21 protein-coding genes are annotated in these 23,035 nt (G+C 47.2%); 15 read left to right on the plus strand and 6 right to left on the minus strand.

Annotation, left to right across the window (positions count from 1 at the left end; translation table 11 throughout):
* Window positions 1-31: 31 nt before the first annotated feature.
* Window positions 32-619 carry a DNA endonuclease SmrA gene (gene smrA, locus ACN0RF_RS10265; protein WP_011235650.1) on the plus strand — a complete coding sequence of 196 codons (588 nt, stop codon included), beginning with the start codon at window positions 32-34 and terminating at the stop codon, window positions 617-619.
* A gap of 20 nt (window positions 620-639) precedes the next feature.
* Here smrA and ACN0RF_RS10270 read toward each other — a convergent pair whose 3' ends face one another.
* Window positions 640-1,713 carry an RNA polymerase sigma factor gene (locus ACN0RF_RS10270; RefSeq protein WP_417438930.1) on the minus strand — a complete coding sequence of 358 codons (1,074 nt, stop codon included), beginning with the start codon at window positions 1,711-1,713 and terminating at the stop codon, window positions 640-642.
* On the minus strand, window positions 1,703-2,599 hold the full coding sequence (locus ACN0RF_RS10275) for an alpha/beta fold hydrolase (RefSeq protein WP_417438931.1): 897 nt from the start codon (window positions 2,597-2,599) through the stop codon (window positions 1,703-1,705). Before ACN0RF_RS10275 ends, ACN0RF_RS10270 begins: the two co-directional genes overlap by 11 nt.
* Window positions 2,600-2,810: 211 nt before the next feature.
* Between ACN0RF_RS10275 and ACN0RF_RS10280 the strand changes: the two genes are divergently transcribed.
* The gene (locus ACN0RF_RS10280; RefSeq protein WP_011235647.1) at window positions 2,811-3,674 is read left to right on the plus strand and encodes a YicC/YloC family endoribonuclease; all 864 of its coding nucleotides are present in this window, start codon (window positions 2,811-2,813) and stop codon (window positions 3,672-3,674) included.
* A 198-nt stretch (window positions 3,675-3,872) separates the two neighbouring features.
* A complete protein-coding gene (locus ACN0RF_RS10285) occupies window positions 3,873-5,105 on the plus strand; it encodes a tyrosine-type recombinase/integrase (RefSeq protein WP_417438932.1) in 1,233 nt (410 codons plus the stop codon).
* Here the strand turns inward: ACN0RF_RS10285 and ACN0RF_RS10290 are convergent.
* Complete coding sequence (locus ACN0RF_RS10290; RefSeq protein WP_417438933.1) at window positions 5,102-6,382, minus strand: hypothetical protein; 1,281 nt, start codon at window positions 6,380-6,382, stop codon at window positions 5,102-5,104. The genes ACN0RF_RS10285 and ACN0RF_RS10290 overlap by 4 nt on opposite strands.
* Window positions 6,383-6,837: 455 nt before the next feature.
* Between ACN0RF_RS10290 and ACN0RF_RS10295 the strand changes: the two genes are divergently transcribed.
* The 5 genes from ACN0RF_RS10295 to ACN0RF_RS10315 all read left to right on the plus strand — a co-directional run bounded on the left by ACN0RF_RS10295 (window position 6,838) and on the right by ACN0RF_RS10315 (window position 12,216).
* Complete coding sequence (locus ACN0RF_RS10295) at window positions 6,838-7,497, plus strand: inovirus Gp2 family protein (RefSeq protein WP_417438934.1); 660 nt, start codon at window positions 6,838-6,840, stop codon at window positions 7,495-7,497.
* Window positions 7,498-7,559: 62 nt separating this feature from the next.
* Window positions 7,560-8,234 (plus strand): YagK/YfjJ domain-containing protein, encoded by a 675-nt coding sequence (locus ACN0RF_RS10300; RefSeq protein ID WP_417438935.1) that lies wholly within the window; start codon window positions 7,560-7,562, stop codon window positions 8,232-8,234.
* A gap of 82 nt (window positions 8,235-8,316) precedes the next feature.
* The gene (locus ACN0RF_RS10305; RefSeq protein ID WP_417438936.1) at window positions 8,317-8,595 is read left to right on the plus strand and encodes a hypothetical protein; all 279 of its coding nucleotides are present in this window, start codon (window positions 8,317-8,319) and stop codon (window positions 8,593-8,595) included.
* A gap of 163 nt (window positions 8,596-8,758) precedes the next feature.
* Window positions 8,759-9,736: an AAA family ATPase gene (locus ACN0RF_RS10310; RefSeq protein ID WP_417438937.1), complete on the plus strand. Its 978-nt coding sequence runs from the start codon at window positions 8,759-8,761 to the stop codon at window positions 9,734-9,736.
* A gap of 5 nt (window positions 9,737-9,741) precedes the next feature.
* Window positions 9,742-12,216, plus strand: a complete 2,475-nt coding sequence (locus ACN0RF_RS10315; RefSeq protein WP_417438938.1) for a S8 family peptidase — start codon at window positions 9,742-9,744, stop codon at window positions 12,214-12,216.
* A gap of 27 nt (window positions 12,217-12,243) precedes the next feature.
* Here the strand turns inward: ACN0RF_RS10315 and ACN0RF_RS10320 are convergent, their stop codons facing one another.
* The 3 genes from ACN0RF_RS10320 to radC form a co-directional block, all read right to left on the minus strand.
* The gene (locus tag ACN0RF_RS10320) at window positions 12,244-12,804 is read right to left on the minus strand and encodes a tyrosine-type recombinase/integrase (protein WP_417438939.1); all 561 of its coding nucleotides are present in this window, start codon (window positions 12,802-12,804) and stop codon (window positions 12,244-12,246) included.
* 114 nt (window positions 12,805-12,918) lie between these two features.
* Window positions 12,919-13,383 carry a hypothetical protein gene (locus tag ACN0RF_RS10325; protein ID WP_417438940.1) on the minus strand — a complete coding sequence of 155 codons (465 nt, stop codon included), beginning with the start codon at window positions 13,381-13,383 and terminating at the stop codon, window positions 12,919-12,921.
* Between the two features lie 10 nt (window positions 13,384-13,393).
* Window positions 13,394-13,894 carry a RadC family protein gene (gene radC / locus ACN0RF_RS10330; RefSeq protein ID WP_417438941.1) on the minus strand — a complete coding sequence of 167 codons (501 nt, stop codon included), beginning with the start codon at window positions 13,892-13,894 and terminating at the stop codon, window positions 13,394-13,396.
* A 199-nt stretch (window positions 13,895-14,093) separates the two neighbouring features.
* On the opposite strand from radC, the gene ACN0RF_RS10335 reads away from it, so the two are divergent.
* The 7 genes from ACN0RF_RS10335 (at window position 14,094) to brxC (ending at window position 23,033) form a co-directional block, all read left to right on the plus strand.
* Window positions 14,094-14,288: a helix-turn-helix transcriptional regulator gene (locus ACN0RF_RS10335; RefSeq protein ID WP_417438942.1), complete on the plus strand. Its 195-nt coding sequence runs from the start codon at window positions 14,094-14,096 to the stop codon at window positions 14,286-14,288.
* 88 nt (window positions 14,289-14,376) lie between these two features.
* Window positions 14,377-15,444, plus strand: a complete 1,068-nt coding sequence (locus ACN0RF_RS10340) for a hypothetical protein (RefSeq protein WP_417438943.1) — start codon at window positions 14,377-14,379, stop codon at window positions 15,442-15,444.
* A 5-nt stretch (window positions 15,445-15,449) separates the two neighbouring features.
* Window positions 15,450-16,664, plus strand: a complete 1,215-nt coding sequence (locus tag ACN0RF_RS10345; RefSeq protein WP_417438944.1) for a DUF429 domain-containing protein — start codon at window positions 15,450-15,452, stop codon at window positions 16,662-16,664.
* Between the two features lie 559 nt (window positions 16,665-17,223).
* Window positions 17,224-18,123, plus strand: coding sequence for a WYL domain-containing protein (locus tag ACN0RF_RS10350; protein WP_417438945.1), 900 nt, complete (start codon window positions 17,224-17,226; stop codon window positions 18,121-18,123).
* Window positions 18,120-18,716: a DUF1819 family protein gene (locus tag ACN0RF_RS10355; protein WP_417438946.1), complete on the plus strand. Its 597-nt coding sequence runs from the start codon at window positions 18,120-18,122 to the stop codon at window positions 18,714-18,716. Before ACN0RF_RS10350 ends, ACN0RF_RS10355 begins: the two co-directional genes overlap by 4 nt.
* A 2-nt stretch (window positions 18,717-18,718) precedes the next feature.
* Window positions 18,719-19,294 (plus strand): DUF1788 domain-containing protein, encoded by a 576-nt coding sequence (locus ACN0RF_RS10360; RefSeq protein WP_417438947.1) that lies wholly within the window; start codon window positions 18,719-18,721, stop codon window positions 19,292-19,294.
* Between the two features lie 58 nt (window positions 19,295-19,352).
* Window positions 19,353-23,033 (plus strand): BREX system P-loop protein BrxC, encoded by a 3,681-nt coding sequence (gene brxC, locus ACN0RF_RS10365; RefSeq protein ID WP_417438948.1) that lies wholly within the window; start codon window positions 19,353-19,355, stop codon window positions 23,031-23,033.
* Window positions 23,034-23,035 lie beyond the last annotated feature (2 nt).

Here is a 23,035-nt window from a genome sequence, read left to right on the forward strand (position 1 = left end):
ACCGAGCAAAAGAATATGAGCGGGAGGCAGTATGTCGCGTTCAGATGATGAAGAATTTGAGTTGTTTCGTCAGGAAATGACTGACGTAACGCCCTTGGCGGGTGAAGAAGTTGCTGATATTAAGCAGGCTTTTGAACCGACGCTGGCGCAAAAAGAGCGCCGCCGTGCCGCTGAGGCAGAAGAAGCTGAAAACGAAAACTTTTTATCGACTGAGTATGTAGACTTGGTTGAGCCGGAGGACGTTATTGAGTTTCATCGCGATGGTGTTCAGGCTGGAGTGTATAAACGCCTTAAACAGGGGCGTTACAGCATGGAAGCCAGTTTGAACTTGCACCACCATACGTTGGTAGAGGCGCGCACGGCACTGTTTAACTTTGTGAAAGATTGTCACGGCGCGGGTGTACGTACGGCTTTAATCATCCACGGCATGGGCAAGCACACTAAGCCGCATCCGGCACTGATAAAAAGTTACGTGAATAAGTGGCTGCGCGAGCTGGAACCTGTACTGGCGTTTCATAGCGCACAGCGACCGCATGGTGGCCGCGGCGCAGCCTACATAATGATGAAAAAGAACGCCGAACAGAAACAAAAGAACCGTGAAAAGCACGCTAAGCGGTAACTAATTAAGGTAACGGCCGACTAGAGTCGGCCACTCATGATTAAACCCGCAATGAATGATATTCCCCCGCCACCAAAACCCAGAATGGCGCCTAAATAGCAGCTCCAGCGTTTTGATTTTGGGTTATTAACGTGACGCTGCACCTGAACTTGATAGTACATGATGCCAGTCACTAAAAGACTGTAAGTCGCAAGCGGAAGAATCCAGCCGGGGTCCAGCTCATAACTGGCAAAAAACAAACCGCCTATAACGACCAAGAATACGGCTGCCCGATTTCGCAAACGAACCAGATGCTGTTTCGCCTGGTGTGTTGGGGCGTACTTCTGTGCTTGACGAGAGCCGATAAACAAGCCGGCTAAAGCGGCAAAAATACCAATGGCTGCAATACCCAAAAAGGTGATCCACTTGATTCCGCTACCTAGTGCGCCGGAAGCGGATAAGCCAGCCGCTGCTGCCGGTGGACTGCCAAATGTTAGTGCCGAGCTGAGTATCGTGGTGACGCTGAGTGACGGAGCACTGAGTAAGGCGGCTTTCCCGACTCGACTCAGTAAGTCCGCCGCAAGCATTTTGCGGGCGCGGGACAAGCGTTTACGCACCGTTGCGGCGTCAACACCCAACAGTTCAGCAACGTGCTCACTGGACTGTTGCTCTCGGTAGTACAGCAGCACAATATCGCGGCTGTCATCGGGCAGGCGAGTGAGTGCTTGTGCAATAATTTGGTTCCGCTGTTGTTGTGTAAAGTCCTCATCTGGCTGTTCAGTTGCTATTAGCTGTTCCAGCTCTTTGTCGAGAGGTTTTTGGTGTTGACGGTGATTGTGTTTTTCCTTCTCAAGCCATTGATAAGCACAATGGCGAGTGGTCTGTCGAAGCCAGGGTAAAAAGCTTTGTGCCTGTTTCAACTGGTTCATTTTCTGCCAGGCCAGTATATAGGCTTCTTGGGCCACATCTTCACTGGCTTTAACGTCCTGAACAATGGCCAACGCGACACTGGCAACCAGGTTTTGTGTGCACTGAACAATTTCAGCAAAAGCTGATTTATCACCGGCTTGCGCGTGTTTGACGTGTTGAGTTAATGCAGCGATGTTACTGTGCATGACAACGCTCCTCAATAAAGTCGGTGGTTTGCTGAATAAAGGATTGCGGCTGGTCCCACATAATAAAATGCCGCGCCTGATCAAACTCTACCAAGGTTATCAGGTTGCTACCACTGACTTGTTTTTGGTAATGCGTCATAGCGGCAGCGCGTTGCTCTTTCGGAAATGCACCCGTTGCTGCCATCTGTAACACCGGAATCTCCAGTTGTGTTAATTGAGGCCTTAAATCTGTTGTCATCAACTCATAGATAGCACGCCCTGCCGTTTTCGGATCGGACGATTTAGCCATATCTACAATAAGTTCTTGCCCTTGAGTTAAAGCGGTGTGACGGGAGACTCCCTGCGCTGTTTGAGCCGCCATCGTTGCCGCAGACATTTGTTGATATGCCGCCAATAACTGCTGAGCCTGAGGTTTGGCTTGTTCTGCAGTTAAGGCCGGGTTCCTCGTCACCAATGCAGAGAAAAACGGGACGCCATCAACGGCAACCACACAGCTTATGGCAGGCTTATCGGCTACGGCTAACTGGTAACCGAGGAAGCCGCCCAGACTATGACCTACAATCACCGCATTCCCAGAGGTATGGTCAGTTAGATAGTTGGTTATGGCAGCCATGACGGGCTGGGTAAATTGCTGCCGTAGTGGCCGGTAATGTGGTTGGTCACCAAACCCGGCAATACTGAGCTGATGAACCCGATAATTTTTACTAAGTTTATGTGCAGTATCCTGCCAAACTCGACTGTCGCTGGTAAGGCCGGGTATTAGCAGCATATCCTGTCCGCTACCCGACACCTGACTTGAAAGAATGTCTGAGTGTTCATTGGCGAACGTGGGGTTCATACTGGCATTGACTATGAATGACAAAATAACGGCTATTGTGGATTTCATCTTTTATTTCCTTTGTTGTGGCCGGCTACGGCGGTTTACTGTGTGGCTTAATGTTGCGTACTCAGTAATAAAGTCAGGTTGGCCGTTAAAAGTGTGACATCTTTATTTATCGAGGCTTTGACTTCACCTTGGTCGGGATCACAGGTAATATCAGCGCACATTGTTATCACAACGTCATCCGCAACGGCTGCTTAGCAGCAAAGGAACCGACATGATTCAAAGTATGACCGGTTATGCTCGTTACGAGCAAAAAGCCGACTGGGGCACCGCAGTTTGGGAAATTCGTTCCGTTAACCAACGGTATCTGGAAACCTACTTCCGCCTGCCGGAAACCTTTCGCTCTCTGGAAAATTCACTACGTGAGCAGTTTCGTAAAAAGCTGCAGCGCGGCAAAGTCGAGTGCAAGCTTAGCCTGCAGGTAGACGAAGCGCAGCAAAGCGCTTTGTCGATTAACGAAGACCTGGCAAAAAGCGTGATTGCCAGCGCCAAGTGGGTCAGCCAACACTCCGCTGCCGGACAGTTAAACCCAATTGATGTTCTAAAATGGCCCGGCGTTGTTGCTGCTCAGGATCAGGACATGGACGAGCTGCAAAAAGACGTTCTGGCCGCACTGGAAAAGACCACTAACGACTTTATCGAGAACCGCAAAAGCGAAGGCGCAGCCATTGATAAAATGCTGCAGGAGCGCTTAGACGGTGTGACCACGCAGGTGGCCTTTGTGCGTGAACGTATGCCCGAAGTTATGGCCTGGCAACGTGAGCGCTTACTAACCCGGTTTGAAGAAGCCAAAGTTGAGTTGGAGCCGCAGCGCGTGGAACAGGAAATGGTCATGCTGGCGCAGAAAACCGACGTAGCTGAAGAGCTCGACCGCTTAGACGCCCACGTGGAAGAAGCCCGCAAAATACTGAAAAAAGGCGGCCCTTGCGGACGCCGCCTGGACTTTATGATGCAAGAGTTCAACCGCGAAGCAAATACCTTGGCCTCTAAGTCTATCAACTCTGACATTACCGCCGCCGCGGTGGAGCTTAAGGTCTTGATTGAACAGATGCGTGAGCAGATCCAAAATATCGAATGATGTCCGCCCTTGTCCACTAACAACCTCAAAGCCCTTTAAATAAAGGGCTTTTTTATTTTCTGTGTCCGTACAAATCCGTAAAGAGTGGTGGGTGTCCAATAAATAATGGTGGGTAAAATGGTGGGTGTGGTATAGTTTACTAAGTCTTGAGTGGTGGGTAAATTTGAAAACTCACCTTTAACCAAAGGAATCAGTAACTTGGCCAACTTAACCGCATCCAAAATCGCTTCATTGGCAAAGAAAGCACCCGGTAGATTCGCAGATGGTGGTGGGTTGTATTTTGTTGTGCCCACCACGACCGATAAGAAACCAGGACATGCGTACTGGATGCTCCGTTACAGCTTTAATAAGAAGCGACGTGAATTGACGTTGGGCAAGTACGCTGACATGAGCTTGAGTGAGGCACGTGCTGAAGCCGCATTGAAAATGGCTCAGGTTCGCGAAGGTCAAAATCCAATCACGCTAAAGCGGCAAGCTCAAATGCAAGAGCTTAGGACCGTAAATGACCTTTTTGAGGACTGGCAGCAAGTCAATCGTAAACGTTTGAAGCACCCGCAGATCCCTGAACGCGTTTATCGAAAAGATATTGCCCCTCATATCGGTGACTACAATGTCGACCAAGTGACCGCACGCGATATTCGCCGCATTATTACCGCGATTAATGATTCCGGCCGTCCAACGATCTCGAACGACGCGCTAATGTACTGCAAGCAAATGTTCAACCATGGCATAAAGCTTGACGTTATCGGTGCGAACCCGGCCAGTGCATTTCAAGTGGATGATGCAGGAGGCATTGAGAAGAGTCGCGACCGCGCTCTGACGATTGATGAGTTAAGTCACGCGTTCAAAGTGTTCCGAGCTAATCCACAGTCATTCACACGCGATAATTACCTTGCCTGCTCACTGTTGGTATTGCTTGGGTGTCGGAAATCCGAACTGTGTGAGGCGATGTGGCAGGAGTTTGACCTCGAAAAAGCGATTTGGGAGCTACCTAAGGAGCGAAGTAAATCTGGGGTAGGACTTATTATGCCGCTGCCTAGCCTAGCCCTTGAGATGTTTCGGGAGCTCCAAATTCGAGCCGCAGGTTCTGACTATGTGTTTCCCAGTCGTCGGTTAGCGATTCGTCCACACATGGGACCCGACACGCTTAACCGGGCCATTGGTAAAATGTTTGGCATTGAGACCGGCAAACGCGCCAAACCACCAAATTTGATAGGTGATTTGGAGTACTTTCGAGTTCATGATCTGAGACGAACCTGCCGAACCTTGCTCGCAGGATTGGGCGTACCTGGACATGTGGCGGAGCGTTGCCTCAACCACAAACTCAAGGGCGTTGAGGGCATATATGATCGGCACGACTACTTTGAAGAGCGAAAAGAGGCGCTTACTCTTCTTGCTGAGCGGTTGAAGCCTATTCTCGCTCCTCACTAATTTGCTTTGTAGGGCATCTGAGGGCTTGGGAACTCTACTGATGTGATCTCTTCTGGTTCGACACTGCCAATTTTTGCCCGGTTTACTAAGCTTCGAAATGACTTTATTGACTGGGGTATTTCGTCGCTATTAAATCGTGAAGGTTGTCTGGAATCTCGACCTTCGGATTGTACTAATTGATGACTAATCAATGCGTCTTGCGCTTTATTACGCTCTTCCACAAGTGAGGTGACAAGGTTACCTAGTGCGTCAATAATTACCCGTTGACGTTCCATCTCCTCATCGTTAAAGGTTAGATCTTTGAGTTCATTGTTCAGATCGCGTTCTAACTCTCGGTTTGCGCCAGAAAGCTCCGCTACTCGTTGCTCCAGATTGTTTATCCGATGCTTGAAGCCGTCGGCGTTAAGAGCATCACTCACCAGTTGGTCAATGAATATATCCTCTTTGATAACATCAGTATTAAGTTGCTTGTAATGCAACTTCTCGAATTTGTGACGATACCTGGCAAGCTTGTCAGTTGTCTTTTTAGGTAATTCAAAAACATCATCAATGCGCAGCTCATCGATGGTTCGTTTTACTTCATCGCTCGTCATTTTTCGTCCAAACCAGCCAGGTGCTGAGCGGCTTGCGATAGACTTATTGATGTTGTGTAAAATACCTTCCCGAATCATTAGCGTGAGCACATCATCATGAGCCAAAGGGTCTACTTTATCGCTGTTAGCATTCGCTTGCTTGTTCAGCTTATCGATAAAGCCGTATACCTTTTTCCCCAACGCCGCCTCATCGGGAAAGGTGAGCCGACCAAAGATGAAATCGCCGACACCCATTTCCTTCGCAAACGGATTAATGATGTCTTTCACGGTTAACTTTTTCCGTTCTTTGGCTTTTTCAGTGAACAGCAAATGAACATTGGCCGACTCACGAATGAGGGTATCAATGATATTGTTTTTGCTAGCTGCTAATTCACCACTCATGGTGGTCAACTGAGTATCAGCCTCGACTGAAATTTCGAATGTCCGGTTGACCTTATCACCATTATTTCGGCGCTTTTCAAATTGCTCATAAGCGGCTTTCAGGTTGCGCAAAAATTTGTAGTCGTGATCGTTGTCTCGTTCATAGAGGTTTATCACGTGGTCCTTTAGCGACTTATACAAGTTGATATCATTGCGCGGTATGAAGTCTTTTCGACGATCCCGATAATATTTACTCAGCCAGGTGAAAGCGGCCTCATCTTTTGGATCCAAATTAAGAATCCAGTGACTCCATTTTTTCTTCATGATCGATCTCTGCTTTTTATTGAGTTGCACTACAACGCATTAAAACACATTTACAACAGGCTTTAAAACAAGTTTTAAACTTGCAGAAAGTTCTATTTATTTATGGGCTTCAATGCCGTCTATGATGAAAGGGTCACCTATAAAAAATTGCGCTAGCTGCTACTTTTTTCCGGAGGTATAGGTCAGTCGAAGGTTGATTTAATCAAATGCGTTAGTAATTTTATGAGTTCATCTTGATGTTTTGTTCAAATGTGGGCTTACCGAGAATCATGGAGTAATTTAACTTTGCGGGAAGGCACGCCTTAGGCCTTGATGTATGTAATAGTAATATATACAACTTCAGTAGGTGACTATTGGAGAGCAGCATTAAAGCTGCTCGACCATAACAGTCATCGCTATAATAAATTACAGTAGTGATTACTTGTATGACCCAATCACAGTCATATGAGGTAGTCATGAAAAAACGAGTTAAAGCAAATACCAATCTAAGCTTAACCTTTGAACCAACTTTTAACGGTAAGCGAATTTATCAATCGGAAGATGGCACGGTAGTCGAATATCTCGAGTCGATGGAGGGAGTACTTGATAAAGCTTTCTGTGAGTACGGAAGATTGCTCGTAGTTCGGTTTGACTTACGCTACCCAGATCTGCCCACCGTGTTTCCCCAAAACAGCGATATCACCGAATTTTTCAAGAAGCTTGATTATCAGTTTTCCGCAGAGCGCATGAAACGCATCAAGCGCAGTGGTAGAGCTCATCCATGCACGACAAGGGGCTTCTGGTGTATTGAGCAATACAAATCACCTAACCCTCATTACCACGTTGCTTTGGTATTGAACGACGCGTTCTTCGGACTCCTAGGCAGGTTTAACGGCAACGACAAGAGCCTTGCTCATTTCATCCAGCTTTCGTGGGCGCGAGTGCTTGGGATAGAGTTGGCTGACCTTACAGGTTTAGTGAACTTTGTAGATAATGGTACTTATCGGCTTAGGAGGGCCGACGGCGCTGACTCGCAAGAATTTCAGGATATGTTTTACCGAGTTAGCTACCTTGCCAAGCTCAAAACTAAACATTACGGAGACCACAAGAAGTCGTTCGGTTCCAGTCGAAAATAGGCATCTCATTAATAATTACTGAGCGGATTCATCCTGTGAACAACTAACTTCAGGAGAATCCCATGGCACTTACTTTTTTTGGCAACACCTTTGGCTCACTTCCCGTTGAGAACAGTAAATACGGGTTTTCAATGAGCCGCTTGCAGCAGCTTTATCAAGAACTTGTGTCAGAGCCAGAGCACGAGGGTAGTTTAGCGGTTGTTACGCTCACATTGGCACTGTCGGATGATGACGTCGAGCGTTCACCCATTGAACTGACCAAGGCATTTGAACAGTCGCTTCGTGATGAACTGCGCTGGTCCATTAACTATCGCTTCAGGTACGACACCGGCTACTTCGAGAACAATGTCCGCTTCGTATGGGCATACAATGTCGACGGAGAGTCATGTTCGCAAACGCGCAAATGGAGAGTGGCCATTCTGCTCGACTTTAAAATCTTCTATGGCATGGATGAAGAAACTGACCAGTTCAAAAATCTTGTTCAGATGTCGTGGTGTCGAGCGCTAGGCCTATCAAAGTTTAAACCGAAACTGTTGGTTAAGCTTGGAAGAGCTCCCTTTGTTTGCTTGTCCAAGGGTGATTCAACCTATTTCACTGACTTAGAGCATACCTTTCGACGACTAAGCGTGCTGGCAGAATTACCGAAAAATCTAATGCATCGGGGTGTGCCTCGTCAGTCAGCCCGCGAATTAAACTCACGCAAGCGTGACTTAAAGCGCCAGGCCGCAGCGGTTTAATCCGTACCCCAACAATAACTTTTCAAACCGTATCAACTAGTCATGAGCTGGGTAGCCATTGTTGTTGCCCAAGGAGACTCAAATGCAAATTCCTGTACGTCCATTAACCGAAGAAAAAATCATTGAGCTTGCAAAGCTCCACGGCCTTAAGTCAAAACTATCGAAGGACCTCATCAACACCATCGTCACGCAGTCGAGTCTAGCCAGCAACGAAGGGATGGATTTGCATCAACACGCGTTCGTTCTGAACGCAACTTTGGCTAACCGATTGCCGAAAGGTTTGGATTCAGTTGATTTCTGTGCGGCTATTTCGCGGGAGTTTTTGAATTCGAACTTGGATAAACTGTATCGGCCGTCTTAATAGCCAACCTAAAAACATTCAGATTTTCTGAAGGTTACCGAACACTTGAGTAAGCTCTATTTATCTGGGTTCAAGTCAATGCGCCGTAGGGCTTACTCATGTATAATTTCCATGCTATAAAACACTAACGCGTTTGTTAAACCAAGCAGGAAGGATCTTGTTAATGGCTAGCTCAGCCCAATTAAAAGCACTACTACATGCGCATGTTGCAGGGGACGTAGAGCGTTTCCGTTCGGTTGCGCTGCAAGTAGCTGCACATGAGGCAAAAATTGGTCATGTCAAGCTAGCTGAAGAGTTGCGAGAACTTGTTAACAAGGCTAAGCAACAACAGCAAATTGTATCTATATCAAAAGGCCAGCGTGATTCATCGGGCTTATTGAACATATCAAGCCCTTCAACCAAGTTGAACGACCTTGTTCTCGATGATGCTGCTCGCGGTCAACTTGACCGAGTCATCAAAGAAGTGTCCCACATAAACAACCTTCGAAGCCACGGGTTAAGTGCACGTCGTAAACTTTTGCTGGTTGGCCCCCCAGGCACTGGTAAAACTTACACGGCGGCAGCATTAGCGGGTGAGCTTGGTTATCCCTTGTTTGAAGTCCGACTTGATGCGGTAATCACGAAGTTCATGGGGGAAACGTCGCTGAAGCTTCGGCAGATATTTGATTCTATTGAGAGTGTTAGAGGCGTTTACTTTTTCGATGAGTTTGATGCGTTAGGAGCAGATCGTGCCACAGGGAATGATGTTGGTGAGGCTCGTCGCGTTCTTAATAGTCTATTGACCATGATTGAACAAGACACTTCAACAAGCTTGATCATTTGCGCTACGAACTACAGTGAGCTGCTTGACCGGGCACTATTCCGACGGTTTGATGATGTTATTAATTATCAGTTGCCCTCCGTCATTAGTATCGAGCAATTGCTAGAACGACGTTTGAAGCCGCACGCACCATCGCGGCTAGCCTGGAAGTCTTATGCAAAGAAAGCTGAGGGCTTGAGCTCAGCTGATATTAAGGTCATAGCTGATGACGTTGCCAAAGAGATGCTAATAAGTGGAGCATCAAAGTTTAAAGCTGACTGGCTTGACCGAGCGATAAAAGAGCGCCAGCAAGTGTCGCGCTCCGAACGACAAGGTAGATAACTATTATGGCGAACAGGGATAGTAAGCCGCACTTATACCTCGGAAATAATGGCTCTCGGCACCCGTTAAAGAAAAAAGGATTGGGTGGGGAGGACACGAAACCTAAGCCAAAGCCTGAGCGTTACGGACACTTAGCACATTTATCACAGCAGCTCACCAGCCTCGCGGCTTATGAGCGCGAAGTCGCTCAAACTGCTGAAGCGGAAGAACTTGAACGAGTAGGCATACAAGTAACTTTTCAAGGCTTCGAAGGCTTCGAGCTTGTGTTCGACGGTTTGTCGGACGAGCGTCAAAAAGTAGAACTGCTTAACATCCAAGTGATAGGCAGCGTTCAGTACGCCACGGTTTTTGTCCCTGAAGGGAAACTATCTTTTTTCCAGAAAAAGCTCGAAAAGTATGCCGAAACTATTGATGAATCATCGCCTGCTCGCAAAAAGCTAATCGAGAGTATTGCATCACTAAGCCGAGCTACATTGAAAGCCTTGTGGACTGATGATCTGGAACTGCTTCCTGCTAATCCTGATGAAGAATTTTCATGGGAAGTGTGGCTTGTCAAAGGGGATGGAACCGCAGAACGTCAATTTAAAATGTTAGCTGAGCAATTAGGTATTGAACTATCGTCGCACCAAATAAATTTTCGAGAGCGAGTTGTACTTTATGCTCGAGCTTCGGTCTCGCAACTTAGTGCGAACATTCACTTACTTAACAGTGTTGCTGAATTACGAAAGCCCAAGGAAACAGCGGAGTTCTTTGACAACCTTACGATCGAAGAGCAAAGAGATTGGGCTAACGACTTGGCGTCTAGAGTCGTTGACTCACGAAACGACCGCAATCCAGTCGTCACCATTTTAGATACCGGTGTGAATATTGGGCACCCATTAATCTCACCATTTTCTAATACTCGCAGTTTGTATACGGTGAACCAAGCATTCGGAACAGCCGATAATGATGGCCACGGCACACACATGACAGGTCTATCGCTTTACGGAGATTTACAGGCGCCTCTTGAATCGGATGATGCTGTGGAGGTGGCGCACTCAATCGAATCCGTAAAAATAATTCATCGTGGAGGTGACAATCGCGATCAAGCATATGGCGCCATCACGATAGACGCTGCAACGGCACCAGAAACACAGAACCCCAATATAACTCGCATTTTTACGATGGCAGTGTCTGCTACCGATACACGAGATTTTGGTAGGCCCACTGCTTGGTCCGCAGCAATTGACGAACTCTGTTTTAACAGGCTAGGCGAGCAAGATCCGAAACGTCTATTCATCGTTGCAGCAGGCAACGCAGCATTACAGCCCGCAGATTATCAAACTTACCCAAGTTGCCTGGACAACCAGTTAATCCATGACCCTGGGCAAGCATGGAATGCGTTGACAGTGGGAGCATACACCGAAAAGGTAACGCTGACTGACGTGAAACAAGGCGCGCCGGTTGCTAGTGCAGGGCAAATATCGCCTTACACCTCAACATCTGTTGAATGGTCAAATAAGAACCCCGTTAAGCCTGATGTTGTGTTCGAGGGTGGAAACATCGCATTGAGTCCGCTCGGTGGGGTTACACATCCCTCGTTGTCGCTTCTTACAACCAACCACGAAGTTCAAGAGCGGCTATTCACGACACTCTGGGCAACAAGCGCCGCAACTGCACTAGCCGCAAATTTTGCCGCTAAGATTTACGCTGCTTACCCAAACTTAAGACCCGAAACGGTTCGTGGCTTGATTGTGCATTCCGCTGAGTGGAATGATGCGCTAAAACAGCAAGTGACGGGAACAACCTCAGCAAAGCAACTTTCTGCTAAGCTCTTGCGTCGTGTAGGGTTTGGGGTGCCAAATATCGAGGTGGCGTTAGATAGCGCGAGTCAAAGAGTAGCCGTGATTATTGAAGATGAAATCACGCCGTTCAAGAAAGGTAAGTCTGGTGGAATCGGCCTCAACGAAATTGTTACGCATGATTTGCCCTGGCCAAAAGAAATTCTCCAGGATTTGGCGGATACTGAAGTCAAATTAACAGTCACCCTTTCATATTTCATTGAGCCAAATCCTTCAAGTCGAGCATTCAATAGCAAGTACTCTTATCAAAGTCACAACCTTGTATTTGATCTCAAGCGAGCGTTAGAGGATGCGGATGCGTTGGTCCACCGAATTAATACCGACGATCAACCCGAGGATTTTCAGTCACAAGATGAAACAGGTGACTGGCTGATTGGCACAAATAACAGAGCGCACGGCTCTATCTCGAAAGATGTGTGGACTGGGACTGCTGCTGATCTTGCAGAGCGCAATAAAATAGCCATTATCCCAACTGCCGGGTGGTGGAAAAACCGAACTCCTTTGAAAATGTATGGAGAAACCACACGGTACTCTCTCATACTGACGATTGAAGCGCCTGAGTCTGATGTTGATATTTATTCGGCGGTCAAAACAATTGTCGAAACACAGGTTGCAACGGCAGTCGCTATTCAAACCTGAACAAAAAATAAGGGGCATCACCGCCCCTTAGATTTCAAGCTCCATAAAGTCGCGGTCGATGTCGTCCTGCGTAATGCCAATGTAACGCAGCGTAACCGCTTCTGAACTGTGGCGGAGCATCTTCATCACGCGACCAAGGTCTTTGGTGTTTTGGTACAGGTGGTAGCCTCGCGTTTTGCGCATGGAGTGCGTACCCAGCGCCAGCCCAACCTCCTCGCCTATCATTGATATGGCTTTGCTCGCGTAGCGACGACTAAGTGGCTTAGGGCCTTTATTGAGTGACCAGCGATTACGGTAGGATTGAAACATGTAAACGTGATCGGGGCTCTCCGCTTGAATGCGTTCAATAATGGCTCGGGCCTTGTCGTTGAGTTTAATAACCGCCGTTTTGCCTGTTTTGCTTTCCACAACGCGTAAGGTGTCGCCTTCGATATCGGCAAAGCGAATGTTGAGCAAGTCAGATATGCGCAGCGCCAGGTTCAGGCCTAAGTCCCAAACATCGGCCATTTGTTTGCCAAAGGTACGCTCAAGTAAATGACTCACCAGCTTCACGGTATCGAGGTTTTTGACTGCATAGACTTCTGCCATAGTTGTGTTCCTTTTTTCTCGTATAACGTCAAAACGGGAGCTTTGGAGCCAGTTTGACTCCAAAGCTCCCGTTTTTATTGGCTTACAGTGTTCCCATATTGCTTAATTGGGAACTTAACTGCGTGGTGGTGGATTCGCTCCCATAAATGCCCGTTGAAACACCCGAATCCCGGCATCCGTCAGTGCATCAGAAATCTGCTGGATGAAGCGTTCGCGGTTCAGGCTGATATCAGGATTGAAGATGTGGCGATTGAACGTGATAACTGCTGCATAAGCGCCAGACTCGCGCGCTACCCGCATTACCTCCTCTCGGTCAATATCAAAGCGATTGATGACAATGCTGCGCTCGAACTTGTACGAGGACATCACCTCGCCTTTATTGTCGAGAAACAACAAACCAAACACGCCATAGTCAATATCGGCATCAAGCGCGTCCTTCAGGCCAGGCTGTGGTTCGATATTGAGCACAGGCTTAGACCCCGAGTTTTGCTTGCGTAACTGCGGGATGAGCGCCAGCGCCGTTAACGCCGCGTTCACGCCAAAGACAATCCACTTTCCTTTTGATGATGGTGTTGTCATGGTGTCCTCCTCATAGCAATCCGCGTTCAGCGAAGGAAACCGTGGTTTCACCCACGACGATATGGTCTAGCAAGGTCACGTCAATCAGGTCGAGAGCCTTCTTCAAACGCTCCGTGACGCTGATATCCGCGCGGGATGGCTCAGGGACACCGGAGGGATGGTTATGCGAACAAATGACGGCTGCGGCGTTGGTTTGCACCACCGCTTTGATAATTTCGCGAATGTACACCGGGGCGGCATTGATGGTGCCTGCGAACATCTCGCGATACTCAATCAGGCGGTGCTGTGAATCCAGCAGCATAATGCTGAATACTTCACGGTCCTTGTGTGCAAGCTTGTATTGCAGGAAGTCCTTCACGGCTTTCGGCTCGCAATACGCATCACCGCGTTGGAACCGCTCTTCAATGAGCTGGCTGGCGCGCTCGAACAGCTCTGGCTCAGTTAATCGGCGCGTGGTGACGTAGTTTTTTTTGGGTTTTGGTAAATCGGGTTTTGGTGAATCAGTGTGCATGGTTAAGTCCTTTAGTAGGTTGAATGCACACCTGTGATATAGGTTTGAAATTCCGTTGAATCGCAAGGAGCAATTTCGGCAGTGGGCGCTCCAGTAATAAAGTCGAGAGATTAGCGACGGACGCAAGCAGACGGTCACGGACACATAATTAGTTACAGGCCTGCGCCATCGCATGACGAATTAAGACAGGAGAAACGTCATGCGATTAATTAGACTGCCACAAGTAAAGGATATGACAGGGCTTGGCCGCTCATCGGTTTACAAGTTGATGTCGGAGGGGAAGTTTCCCAAGGCAGTCACGCTAATTGGCCGAGCAAGCGCCTGGGTGGAAAGTGAAGTGGTTGAGTGGATTGAAGATAGGATTACGGAGCGTGATAGCAACCGCGAAGTTTAGCCTCAATGACAATCTCCAGTATTTGTTGTAGCTTGACTGTATTAGCCTGAATATCACCATACACTGTAATCACAAAGAGAATCCCGGTATGCCAATTTTTCGCCTTCACAATGATCAACTGACAGCGCTGGAAACAACAAGGTTTGATCAGCACGCCGTATATGAGCGCAACCACTTACAGCAAATGCTGAAAAAGCAAATAGATGTGTTGTATCCCGACATCTTGATAGTTGCAGAGGAGTTTGGTGATTGGGATGAAAGCCGCCGACGCATAGATTTATTGGCAATAGACAAAGAAGCTCGGTTAATCGTTATTGAGTTGAAACGTACTGAAGATGGCGGGCATATGGAGCTTCAGGCGATTCGCTATGCAGCCATGGTTTCAACTCTTACGTTTGAGCGTTTGGTAGGCATTTTTAGTGATTACATTGAAGCGAACGGTTTGGAGGTCGAAGCGCGAGAAAAGTTGCTTGATTTCTTACAATGGAGTGAGCCAGATGAGGATAGTTTCGCTCAAGATGTCAGGATCATACTTGCATCTGCTGACTTTTCAAAAGAACTCACAACATCTGTATTGTGGCTGAATGATAATGGCTTGGATATTACCTGCATTCGCATGCAGCCTTATGTTTACGGCAATGAGCTGCTGATTGACATACAAAGTGTTATTCCTGTGCCTGAAGCTAGTGATTATCAGATTAAAATAAAAGAGAAGCGCCAACGTGAACGAACTGCCCGCACAACAACTAATGACAGAACTCGTTTTGACTTGAGCGTTGATGGAGTGGTATTTCCGGAATTGAGTAAGCGTTGGTTGGTCTATCGCGTTGTAAAGACTTGTATTGAACGAGGTGTGAAGCCTAGCCAGATAAATGAGGTGATTAGTAATCTGCCTAATCACTCAAGGAACGCGTTCCAAGTTTTCAATGGTATATTAAGCGACGAAGACATACAGGCCAAGTTCAATGAATTGGACACTGGAGGCCAAATACATCGCAGTCGTCGATTTTTCTCTCAGCCGGGTGAATTCTTTCATGAAGACGAGAAAACATATGTACTTACGAACCAATGGGGCACAGGAGCACTCGAAACCGTTGATACGTTAATTAGTACCTTCTGTGATGCGCGTATCAGTTACAGCAAAAGTTTGGGTTAGTAGCTGTGATTTTAGCTGGCATAGATCTCGCTTGGACGGCTAAGCATCCGACAGGTATCGCATTCGGTAAGCTGAAGGGTGACGTTGTAACAGTCACGGATATCGCTCACGACGTTTTGACTCCTGATTCAATTTGTGAAGAGTTTAAGGGTAGACGTGTCGAAGGCGTGGCGATCGATGCTCCGACGATAATTAACAATCAAACAGGAATGAGAGAATGTGAAAAAGCTATCGGGCGATCTTTTGGTCAGAAGAAAGCATCGTGCATGCCGAGTAACCTTGAAAAGTACCCAAACCATCCTGCGGTAGAGCTCTCTCAGAAGTTAGAAACCCAAGGATTTCAGCACCTCACTACAGATAAAAAATTTCAGGTGGAATGTTATCCTCATCCGGCAATCATTAACATGTTTGGGTTACCTGAAAGGCTGAAATACAAGAAGAAAAAAGGAATGAAGGTTGCTGATCAAGTCCACGGGCAACGTCGACTCGGGTGGCTGCTTCGAAGTCTGGAGAACTCACCTGTGCTCCGTTTGAAAATAGCTAATCATGTACAGGTAGGGCATTTTAAATTCGACCAGGAGCACAACCTCGTTGGCTCGGAAGTAAAGGCTCACGAAGATAAGCTCGATGCGATTGTTTGCTTGTACGTCGCAGCGTTGCATGCAATCGGACACACGAGTATTCTCGGCTCACCAGGTGATGGATACATTGTTGTGCCCAAGCAACAGGAGTACATATCTACCAGAAATTCAGCACAAAGCGATGAATGGGAAATGGCTGAATGGGCAGTTGAAACAGCGCATAAATACTACTTAGCTGCTGTTCGAACATGGGATATATGTGGTGGCGTGAGCATGACGAATGCAGCGTTAGCTGTCGAAATTATCCTTAAAAGCTACCTACTTACGCCCTCACGGAATTTAGGTGGCTTGAATCAACGATACAGTAGACCCAACGTATCGGGTGATTCGCATAATCTCTCAAACCTGTTGGATATGCTACCCGCAGAAATTCAACGTAAATTAGTGTCACCGTTCGAGCGTGAAATGCTCTATAAATACCGTGATTATTTTAAAGTTGGTCGATACGCTTATGAAACAAATGCTCCGCCTAACTATAGTCAAACACTTCATTCAATTGCAGAGAGCATGATCCGTAAGACAGTCAAAATATATCTTGAGCGAGGGAGTGAAGACCCATGGATCGTCAATTTTAAATAATCATTCAATTCTGCTGCTTACGAGATGAGCGAGTGTATAGTCAACGACCTCTAGACAAGTCCAATTTTATTTTTCCGTTTATTGCTCAAAAAAAACTGAAAGATCGCGTGAAATTACAAACAGTAGTTAGTCCTGCTGATTCAATTACAGATATCGCATCTAGGACGGAGCACAATCGCAGGTAAAGTTTAATGAAGCTAAGCAATGCGACGATAGGCAGAAAAGAGATAAGGATGGACATTGTGCTGATTTCTTGCCCAGTGTTTTTGGGCTGGATGACCAAGACATCATGAATCATTGAATTGCCGATAAGTTCTTGGCCACATGGATTCGAACTTATCACACGCTTGTCGCTCGACCCCCTTTATAGTAATTAATCTAATAGACTTTAAGCGGTCACGCTAATTGGTCGAGCAAGCGCCTGGGTGGAGAGTGAAGCGCGAGTGGCGGAACGCGACTGTAATTGAAACAAAACGATGCTATCAAAATGATTGCATTGCATAGGTGTAGGCATTAGAGTACAAACATAAACACAACATTGTTATGAGAAGGGACTCAGGTGCTAAACGAGCTCAGCCATGGCCAGCGTGAACGCCTTACCTACATTGATTTTTGCTTACAGTTCTTCGGGAGCATCGCCCGTAATGATCTTATCCAACGCTTCCAAATGGGGTTGGCGTCGTGCTCGCGTGATTTTGCAACCTACAAAGAGCTGGCGCCGGATAACCTGGTTCTAAAACACGAGACGAAGCGCTATTACCGTACCGAAGCATTTCAGCCATTATTCGAACACGACGGCGAACGCGCCCTATCCTATTTTTCTAAACATGCTGCATTAGAGCTTCCTCTGGGTCGCTCTAGTGTGGTGGCGGCGGTTGATCTCATCAATGCTGCACCAGCCATTATTGCCGCCCTGACACGAGCTATTACCGCAAGCCAAGCTGTGTCCATTGAATATGCATCACTAAGCTCAGGATTAAGCCAGCGCGAGATTGTCCCCCATGCATTTTTGAATAGTGGCCATCGCTGGCATGTTAGAGCGTTTGACAGAAAGTCGAAGCAGTTTCGGGATTTTGTTTGTACGCGTATAACCAGCATACAAGTCGCAACAAGCGAGCCCAAGGAACACGAGAAGGCGCAAAACGACCTTGAGTGGAACACGAATGTTACCCTGAACTTAGTGCCGCACCCTAAACACCAACACCCCAAAGCGATTGAGCTGGATTATCAAATGCAGAATCAGCAGCTTGAGCTCACATTAAGAGTTGCTGAAGCGAAATATTTGCTGAGGTTTTGGAATGTGGATGTGACTGCTGACTTTACGTTAAGTCCTGACCGCTATCATTTGTGGTTGAAGAATAGTGAAGAACTTCAAAACGACACTTCTGCTTGTGCGACGTTGGGGCTAGTTTTGCCGGATAAATTACTGAGAAAGAACAAAGAGACGGCAAGCAGATGATAAACATTAAACAATACGTAGGTGACATTATTGGCGGTAGTCTCTTCGTTGCGGAGAGCCGAACGATTGCGGAATTATTGCTAGAAAAGCCGAGCGATGCTGAGTTTAAGAGGGTGGTGGAAGAAGACAATATCATGCAGAAAAACTCAGCAAAAACCGCAATACGGTACGCGCGGACGATTCGATTGCGAATTGAACCTATGGGTGACAACTATCTTGAGTTTTTAGTGCGGGCGAATGAAACCTGTGTAAAACAGCTATTAATGGCCGCTTTTTTGAAACAGGCGCCCATTGCGATTGATTTTATGCGACACAAGCTGTCGGATGCGCGGCGCATGTTCGAGGAACGTCTGTCTGATTATGCATGGAGTGATTTTATTGACGAGCGTATTCGTTCAATTCCAGAGCTCGCCAACTTCTCTGAATCAAGCATCAAGAAAATGGGTAACAACATGATCAAAGCGCTGGTTGATGCGGGCTACTTAAACTCCGCACGGCAGAAACGCCTGCAGGCGGTTTATCTTGATCCGGATGTGCAATCGTGGCTGGTGCAAAACGGCCATGAAAAAATCGCACAAGTGATGGAGGTATAGCTGTGTCGGCCTCGTTAAAAGTGCTTCGTGAGCGTTTAAATCAGGTTCTTGAGCAAATCGAAAGCCCGAAATTTTTGAGTAGTGATGGCCTTGGGAATGAAATTGGGTTCTGGATCTTTGACTACCCGGCCGAACACGAGTTAGTAGTGCGCGAAGAGCTCGAACACATCAACAAGCGGCTGCAAAAACGCCATACCTTTGAGCATATTCATATCTTTGCAGAAATAGTAGCGCTACTTGAAGAGCGGGGGCTGTTTGAACGTGCCTGTGAGCGTGAAAAGCAAGTCGGTTTGGAGGCTCTTAAAAAGAATCTTTCGGGCCCGTTACAGCAAGATAAAATCGCTCGTTACTTGGCAGATAAATACAATTTTACCGAGCTGGATTTTGTAATTCTCTCTGGGCTTGGCAATGCCTGGCCATTGATTCGTGGGCATGAGTTATTGAGCGCATTGCAAGATGTAATGGGCCACACGCCGCTTGTGTTGTTCTACCCCGGAACTTATAGCGGTCTGAATCTACAGCCTTTTGGTGAAGTGGAATCACGCAATTATTACCGCGCATTTAAATTGGTGCCCTAACACACTATTCGCGGCTTCAACAATCGAGATAAAGAATTTAAAAGAGCAGGAAGCAAAAATGAACATTGAGCAGATTTTTACCAAGAAACTCACACGGAACATCAACGGCGTTGTAAAAGCGGAACAGAAAGACGAGGAAAGTGTTTTTGTTGAACTTGATGAGTATGTGGTGACGCAAGAGCTCAATCGCCACATTACTGAATTCTTCGATTCCTACACCCCTGAAGCTGGCGGAAAACCTAATGAGGCAGCTCGTGGCGGTAAAGTGGCAGTATGGATATCGGGTTTCTTTGGCTCAGGTAAATCGCACTTACTGAAAATTCTCGGTTATTTGCTCGAAAACCGCAAAGTTGCTAAAGATGGCGCTGAGCGCGAAGCGATTGAGTTTTTCCGCGAGAAAATTAGTGACGCCCTGCTACTAGGTAATATCCAGCGAGCAGTTGCTCAAGACACCGACGTAATCCTGTTCAACATCGACTCGCGGGCGAATACCGAAGATCGCGACGATGCCATTCTGAAAGTATTCCTGCGCGTATTTAACGAACGTGTCGGCTATTGCGCGGAGTACCCTTTCATTGCGCATTTAGAGCGTGAACTCGATAAGCGCGGGCAATATCAAAAGTTTAAAGACAAGTTTAACCAACTGACTGGCTCTTCATGGGAAAAAGAGCGTGACGCCTTTGATTTTTACCGGGATGACATGGCTGAAGCGCTTGCCTTTGCCAGCGAGCAAACCCTCGAGGCAACAGTTAAATGGGTAGATGGCTTAGAGAAGAACTTCCCGTTGGACATTCGCAATTTCTGCCGCTGGATCAACGAATACAGTGAAGCCAACAACAACCGCAATGTGTTGTTCATGGTCGACGAAGTAGGGCAGTTCATCGGCAAAAACTCAAAAATGATGCTCAAGTTGCAAACCATTGCAGAAGATCTAGGCACCTATTGTGGTGGTCGTGCGTGGTTGGTGGTGACTGCACAAGCCGATATCGACAAAGCAATTGGTCACTTAGATAAGATCCAAGGGCAAGACTTCTCAAAAATCCAAGGCCGTTTTGCCACACGCATGCAGCTTTCCAGTACCAATACCTCAGAAGTGATTCAAAAGCGTTTGCTCGAGAAAACACCTGAAGCCCGGGCGGCACTGGAAAAAGAGTTTGCTGAAAAGGGTGATATTTTACGAAACCAACTGACCTTCGACGAAACCACCACGGCGGCATTGAAGCGCTATGAAGACGCTGAAAGCTTCGTGATTAACTATCCCTTTGTGCCGTATCACTACGAGCTGGTGCAAAAAGTATTCGAGGCGATTCGTACCAAGGGCGCAACGGGTAAACACCTGGCAATGGGTGAGCGTTCGTTACTCGATGCTTTTCAACATGCGGCCAAACAAATCAAAGATCAAAAGCTTGATGTGCTTGTGCCGTTTTACAGTTTCTATGCGCCAATAGAGAGCTTCCTTGAACCTGCAGTAAAACGAACTATTGAGCAGGCGGTAAACAACAGTGCACTGACAGAGTTCGACGGCAAAGTGCTCAAAGTTCTGTTCCTGATTCGCTACGTGGATGTAGTGAAAAGCACACTCGATAACCTGGTAACCCTGTGTATTGATCAAATTGACGCCGATAAAATCAATTTACGCAAAGCCATTGAAGAGAGCTTAAATCGTTTAGAGCGTCAGGTACTGATTGCGCGTAACGGTGACGAGTTCGTATTCTTAACCAACGAAGAAAAAGAGATTGAGAACGAAATTCGCCATACGGATATTGAAGGTGCGGAAGTTACCAACAAGCTGTCGGAGATTATTTTTGACGAAGTATTAAGACGCCAAAACAAATACCGGTACCCAGAGAACAAGCAAGATTTCCCTATTGCACGCTATTGTAATGGCCATCCACGAGATGGCAGCTTGCAAGCGGACTTAATCTTGAAAATCATCTCGCCGCTGGATCTGAACTACGAACAGTTTAGCCACGATCAGGCGTGTAGAACTGCAAGCAACAACGACGGCGCCATTTTGATGAAGTTGCCAGCGCACGATCGTATTTACGACGAGCTGCGCACTTTCATTCAAACCGCTCGCTTTATCAGCTTAACCGGTGGCCAACGCCCTGAACAAGAGCACCTGCTGCGTGATAAGCAGCTTGAGAACTCACAGCGCGGCAAACGATTAGTCAGCGAGTTTGAGCAGCTGTTTAAAGATGCTGAGGTTTTTGCCATTGGTGAAAAGCTGCAAATTAAAGCCAGTAGCCCGCAAAGCATTGTCGAAGAAGCGTACAAGTATGTAATAGAGAACAGCTTTAGTAAGCTGAGAATGCTTAAGCTAACACCGGGCGACGTGCTACACGAACTGCGAGCGGTGCTTACTTCGGACGATACTACGCAAGATGCGTTAGACCTCGATGGCGAAGCGGTCAACGCAGAAGCCATAAAAGAGATCGAACAGTTCTTAGCGATCAAGTATGACCGCAACGAAAAGGTGTTCTTAACTGATATTGAAACACGCTTTACGCGGCGGCCCTATGGTTGGCCAACTAATGAAATCTTACTAATTGTTGCGCGGCTCGGTCTAGCAGGACGCATTACGCTTACGCGGGAGGCCCCGCTACTGCTGCGAAATGCCTACGAACCGATGACAAGTGTGCGTCAGCGTGCAGAAGTGCAAGTGATGAGAGTACGTCAACACAACGAAGCTCAAATACGTAAAGCGGTGGCGCTCGCCAAGCAAGTATTTAATCGCAGTTTTACCGGTACGCAAGAGAAAGAGCTCGCCAACTTTATTTGCGAGAACTTGCTGAAATACCAGCGTGAGTTAAGCAAATTCAAATCCAAATCAGAAACGGGCAAGTTCCCGGGGAAAGACTTGATTGAAAACTCGCTCACAGTTGTGAATGAAGTGCTGGGGAACGACAACCCTTATGCCGTAGTGGAGAGCTTTGTGGAGCAACAGAGCTCGCTACTGGATTTAGTGGAGGATTTTGAAGATCTTGACGATTTCTACACGGCTCAGTTCCACACCTGGCAAAACCTGACCAAAGCGCTCATGCATGATTTCCAGGTGAACGATACGAATTTGCGACGCGACACCAAAGCAGCGGAAGCACTGGAAAAGCTCGAACGCATTTACGATATGCCCCAGCCTTACGGGCATTTAAGCCAAGTGCAACCACTCATTGAAACCGTGCGCAGCATTAACGATGCACTGGTTGCAGCACAACGCGACGTTGCGAATAGCGCCGTTGAGGCTTGTTTAGAGCGAATACAAAAGGAGCTAGATTCGGTGCAAGCCGATGGGCAGTTTAAAAACAAAGTGCTTCGCCCGTTGCAGCTTAGCAAGCAGCGCATTGGTAACAGCCATTCCATTCCCGACTTGATTGCCGCTGTTTCAGAGCTTCCCGATCAAGAAGAGCTGGCCTACGATGCGATTAACGAGCTTATTGAGCAGCGTGCACAGCGTCAAAAAGAAGCAGCACAGAAAGAAGAAGCGCAGGAAGCAGAGCAGCGTTCAAAACAGTCAGAAGCAGAAAATGAAACCGGCGGCGTACACGAGCCGATTCCCAAACCAGAGCCAAAGCCAGCTCCGCAACCCGTAGTGAAAAAAATTGTAACCGTGCAGCCCGGTAAAGAAGTGCCTACGGCGCAGTTTTTAGAATCGGAAGCAGACGTGAAAGCATACTTGCAGGCGCTTGAAGAAAAACTATTAACCGAAGTTCGCAACGGTAACCGCGTGCGCTTAAAGTAAAC

It is taken from the genome of Idiomarina sp. (assembly GCF_048260185.1).
Lineage (GTDB): Bacteria > Pseudomonadota > Gammaproteobacteria > Enterobacterales > Alteromonadaceae > Idiomarina.

Bases quoted from the DNA above. Each gene is read 5' to 3' on its own strand.
- smrA (WP_011235650.1), top strand. From the start codon at position 32: ATGTCGCGTTCAGATGATGAAGAATTTGAGTTGTTTCGTCAGGAAATG.
- ACN0RF_RS10270 (WP_417438930.1), bottom strand. From the start codon at position 1,713: ATGCACAGTAACATCGCTGCATTAACTCAACACGTCAAACACGCGCAA.
- ACN0RF_RS10275 (WP_417438931.1), bottom strand. From the start codon at position 2,599: ATGAAATCCACAATAGCCGTTATTTTGTCATTCATAGTCAATGCCAGT.
- ACN0RF_RS10280 (WP_011235647.1), top strand. From the start codon at position 2,811: ATGATTCAAAGTATGACCGGTTATGCTCGTTACGAGCAAAAAGCCGAC.
- ACN0RF_RS10290 (WP_417438933.1), bottom strand. From the start codon at position 6,382: ATGAAGAAAAAATGGAGTCACTGGATTCTTAATTTGGATCCAAAAGAT.
- ACN0RF_RS10295 (WP_417438934.1), top strand. From the start codon at position 6,838: ATGAAAAAACGAGTTAAAGCAAATACCAATCTAAGCTTAACCTTTGAA.
- ACN0RF_RS10300 (WP_417438935.1), top strand. From the start codon at position 7,560: ATGGCACTTACTTTTTTTGGCAACACCTTTGGCTCACTTCCCGTTGAG.
- ACN0RF_RS10305 (WP_417438936.1), top strand. From the start codon at position 8,317: ATGCAAATTCCTGTACGTCCATTAACCGAAGAAAAAATCATTGAGCTT.
- ACN0RF_RS10310 (WP_417438937.1), top strand. From the start codon at position 8,759: ATGGCTAGCTCAGCCCAATTAAAAGCACTACTACATGCGCATGTTGCA.
- ACN0RF_RS10315 (WP_417438938.1), top strand. From the start codon at position 9,742: ATGGCGAACAGGGATAGTAAGCCGCACTTATACCTCGGAAATAATGGC.
- ACN0RF_RS10320 (WP_417438939.1), bottom strand. From the start codon at position 12,804: ATGGCAGAAGTCTATGCAGTCAAAAACCTCGATACCGTGAAGCTGGTG.
- ACN0RF_RS10325 (WP_417438940.1), bottom strand. From the start codon at position 13,383: ATGACAACACCATCATCAAAAGGAAAGTGGATTGTCTTTGGCGTGAAC.
- radC (WP_417438941.1), bottom strand. From the start codon at position 13,894: ATGCACACTGATTCACCAAAACCCGATTTACCAAAACCCAAAAAAAAC.
- ACN0RF_RS10335 (WP_417438942.1), top strand. From the start codon at position 14,094: ATGCGATTAATTAGACTGCCACAAGTAAAGGATATGACAGGGCTTGGC.
- ACN0RF_RS10340 (WP_417438943.1), top strand. From the start codon at position 14,377: ATGCCAATTTTTCGCCTTCACAATGATCAACTGACAGCGCTGGAAACA.
- ACN0RF_RS10355 (WP_417438946.1), top strand. From the start codon at position 18,120: ATGATAAACATTAAACAATACGTAGGTGACATTATTGGCGGTAGTCTC.
- brxC (WP_417438948.1), top strand. From the start codon at position 19,353: ATGAACATTGAGCAGATTTTTACCAAGAAACTCACACGGAACATCAAC.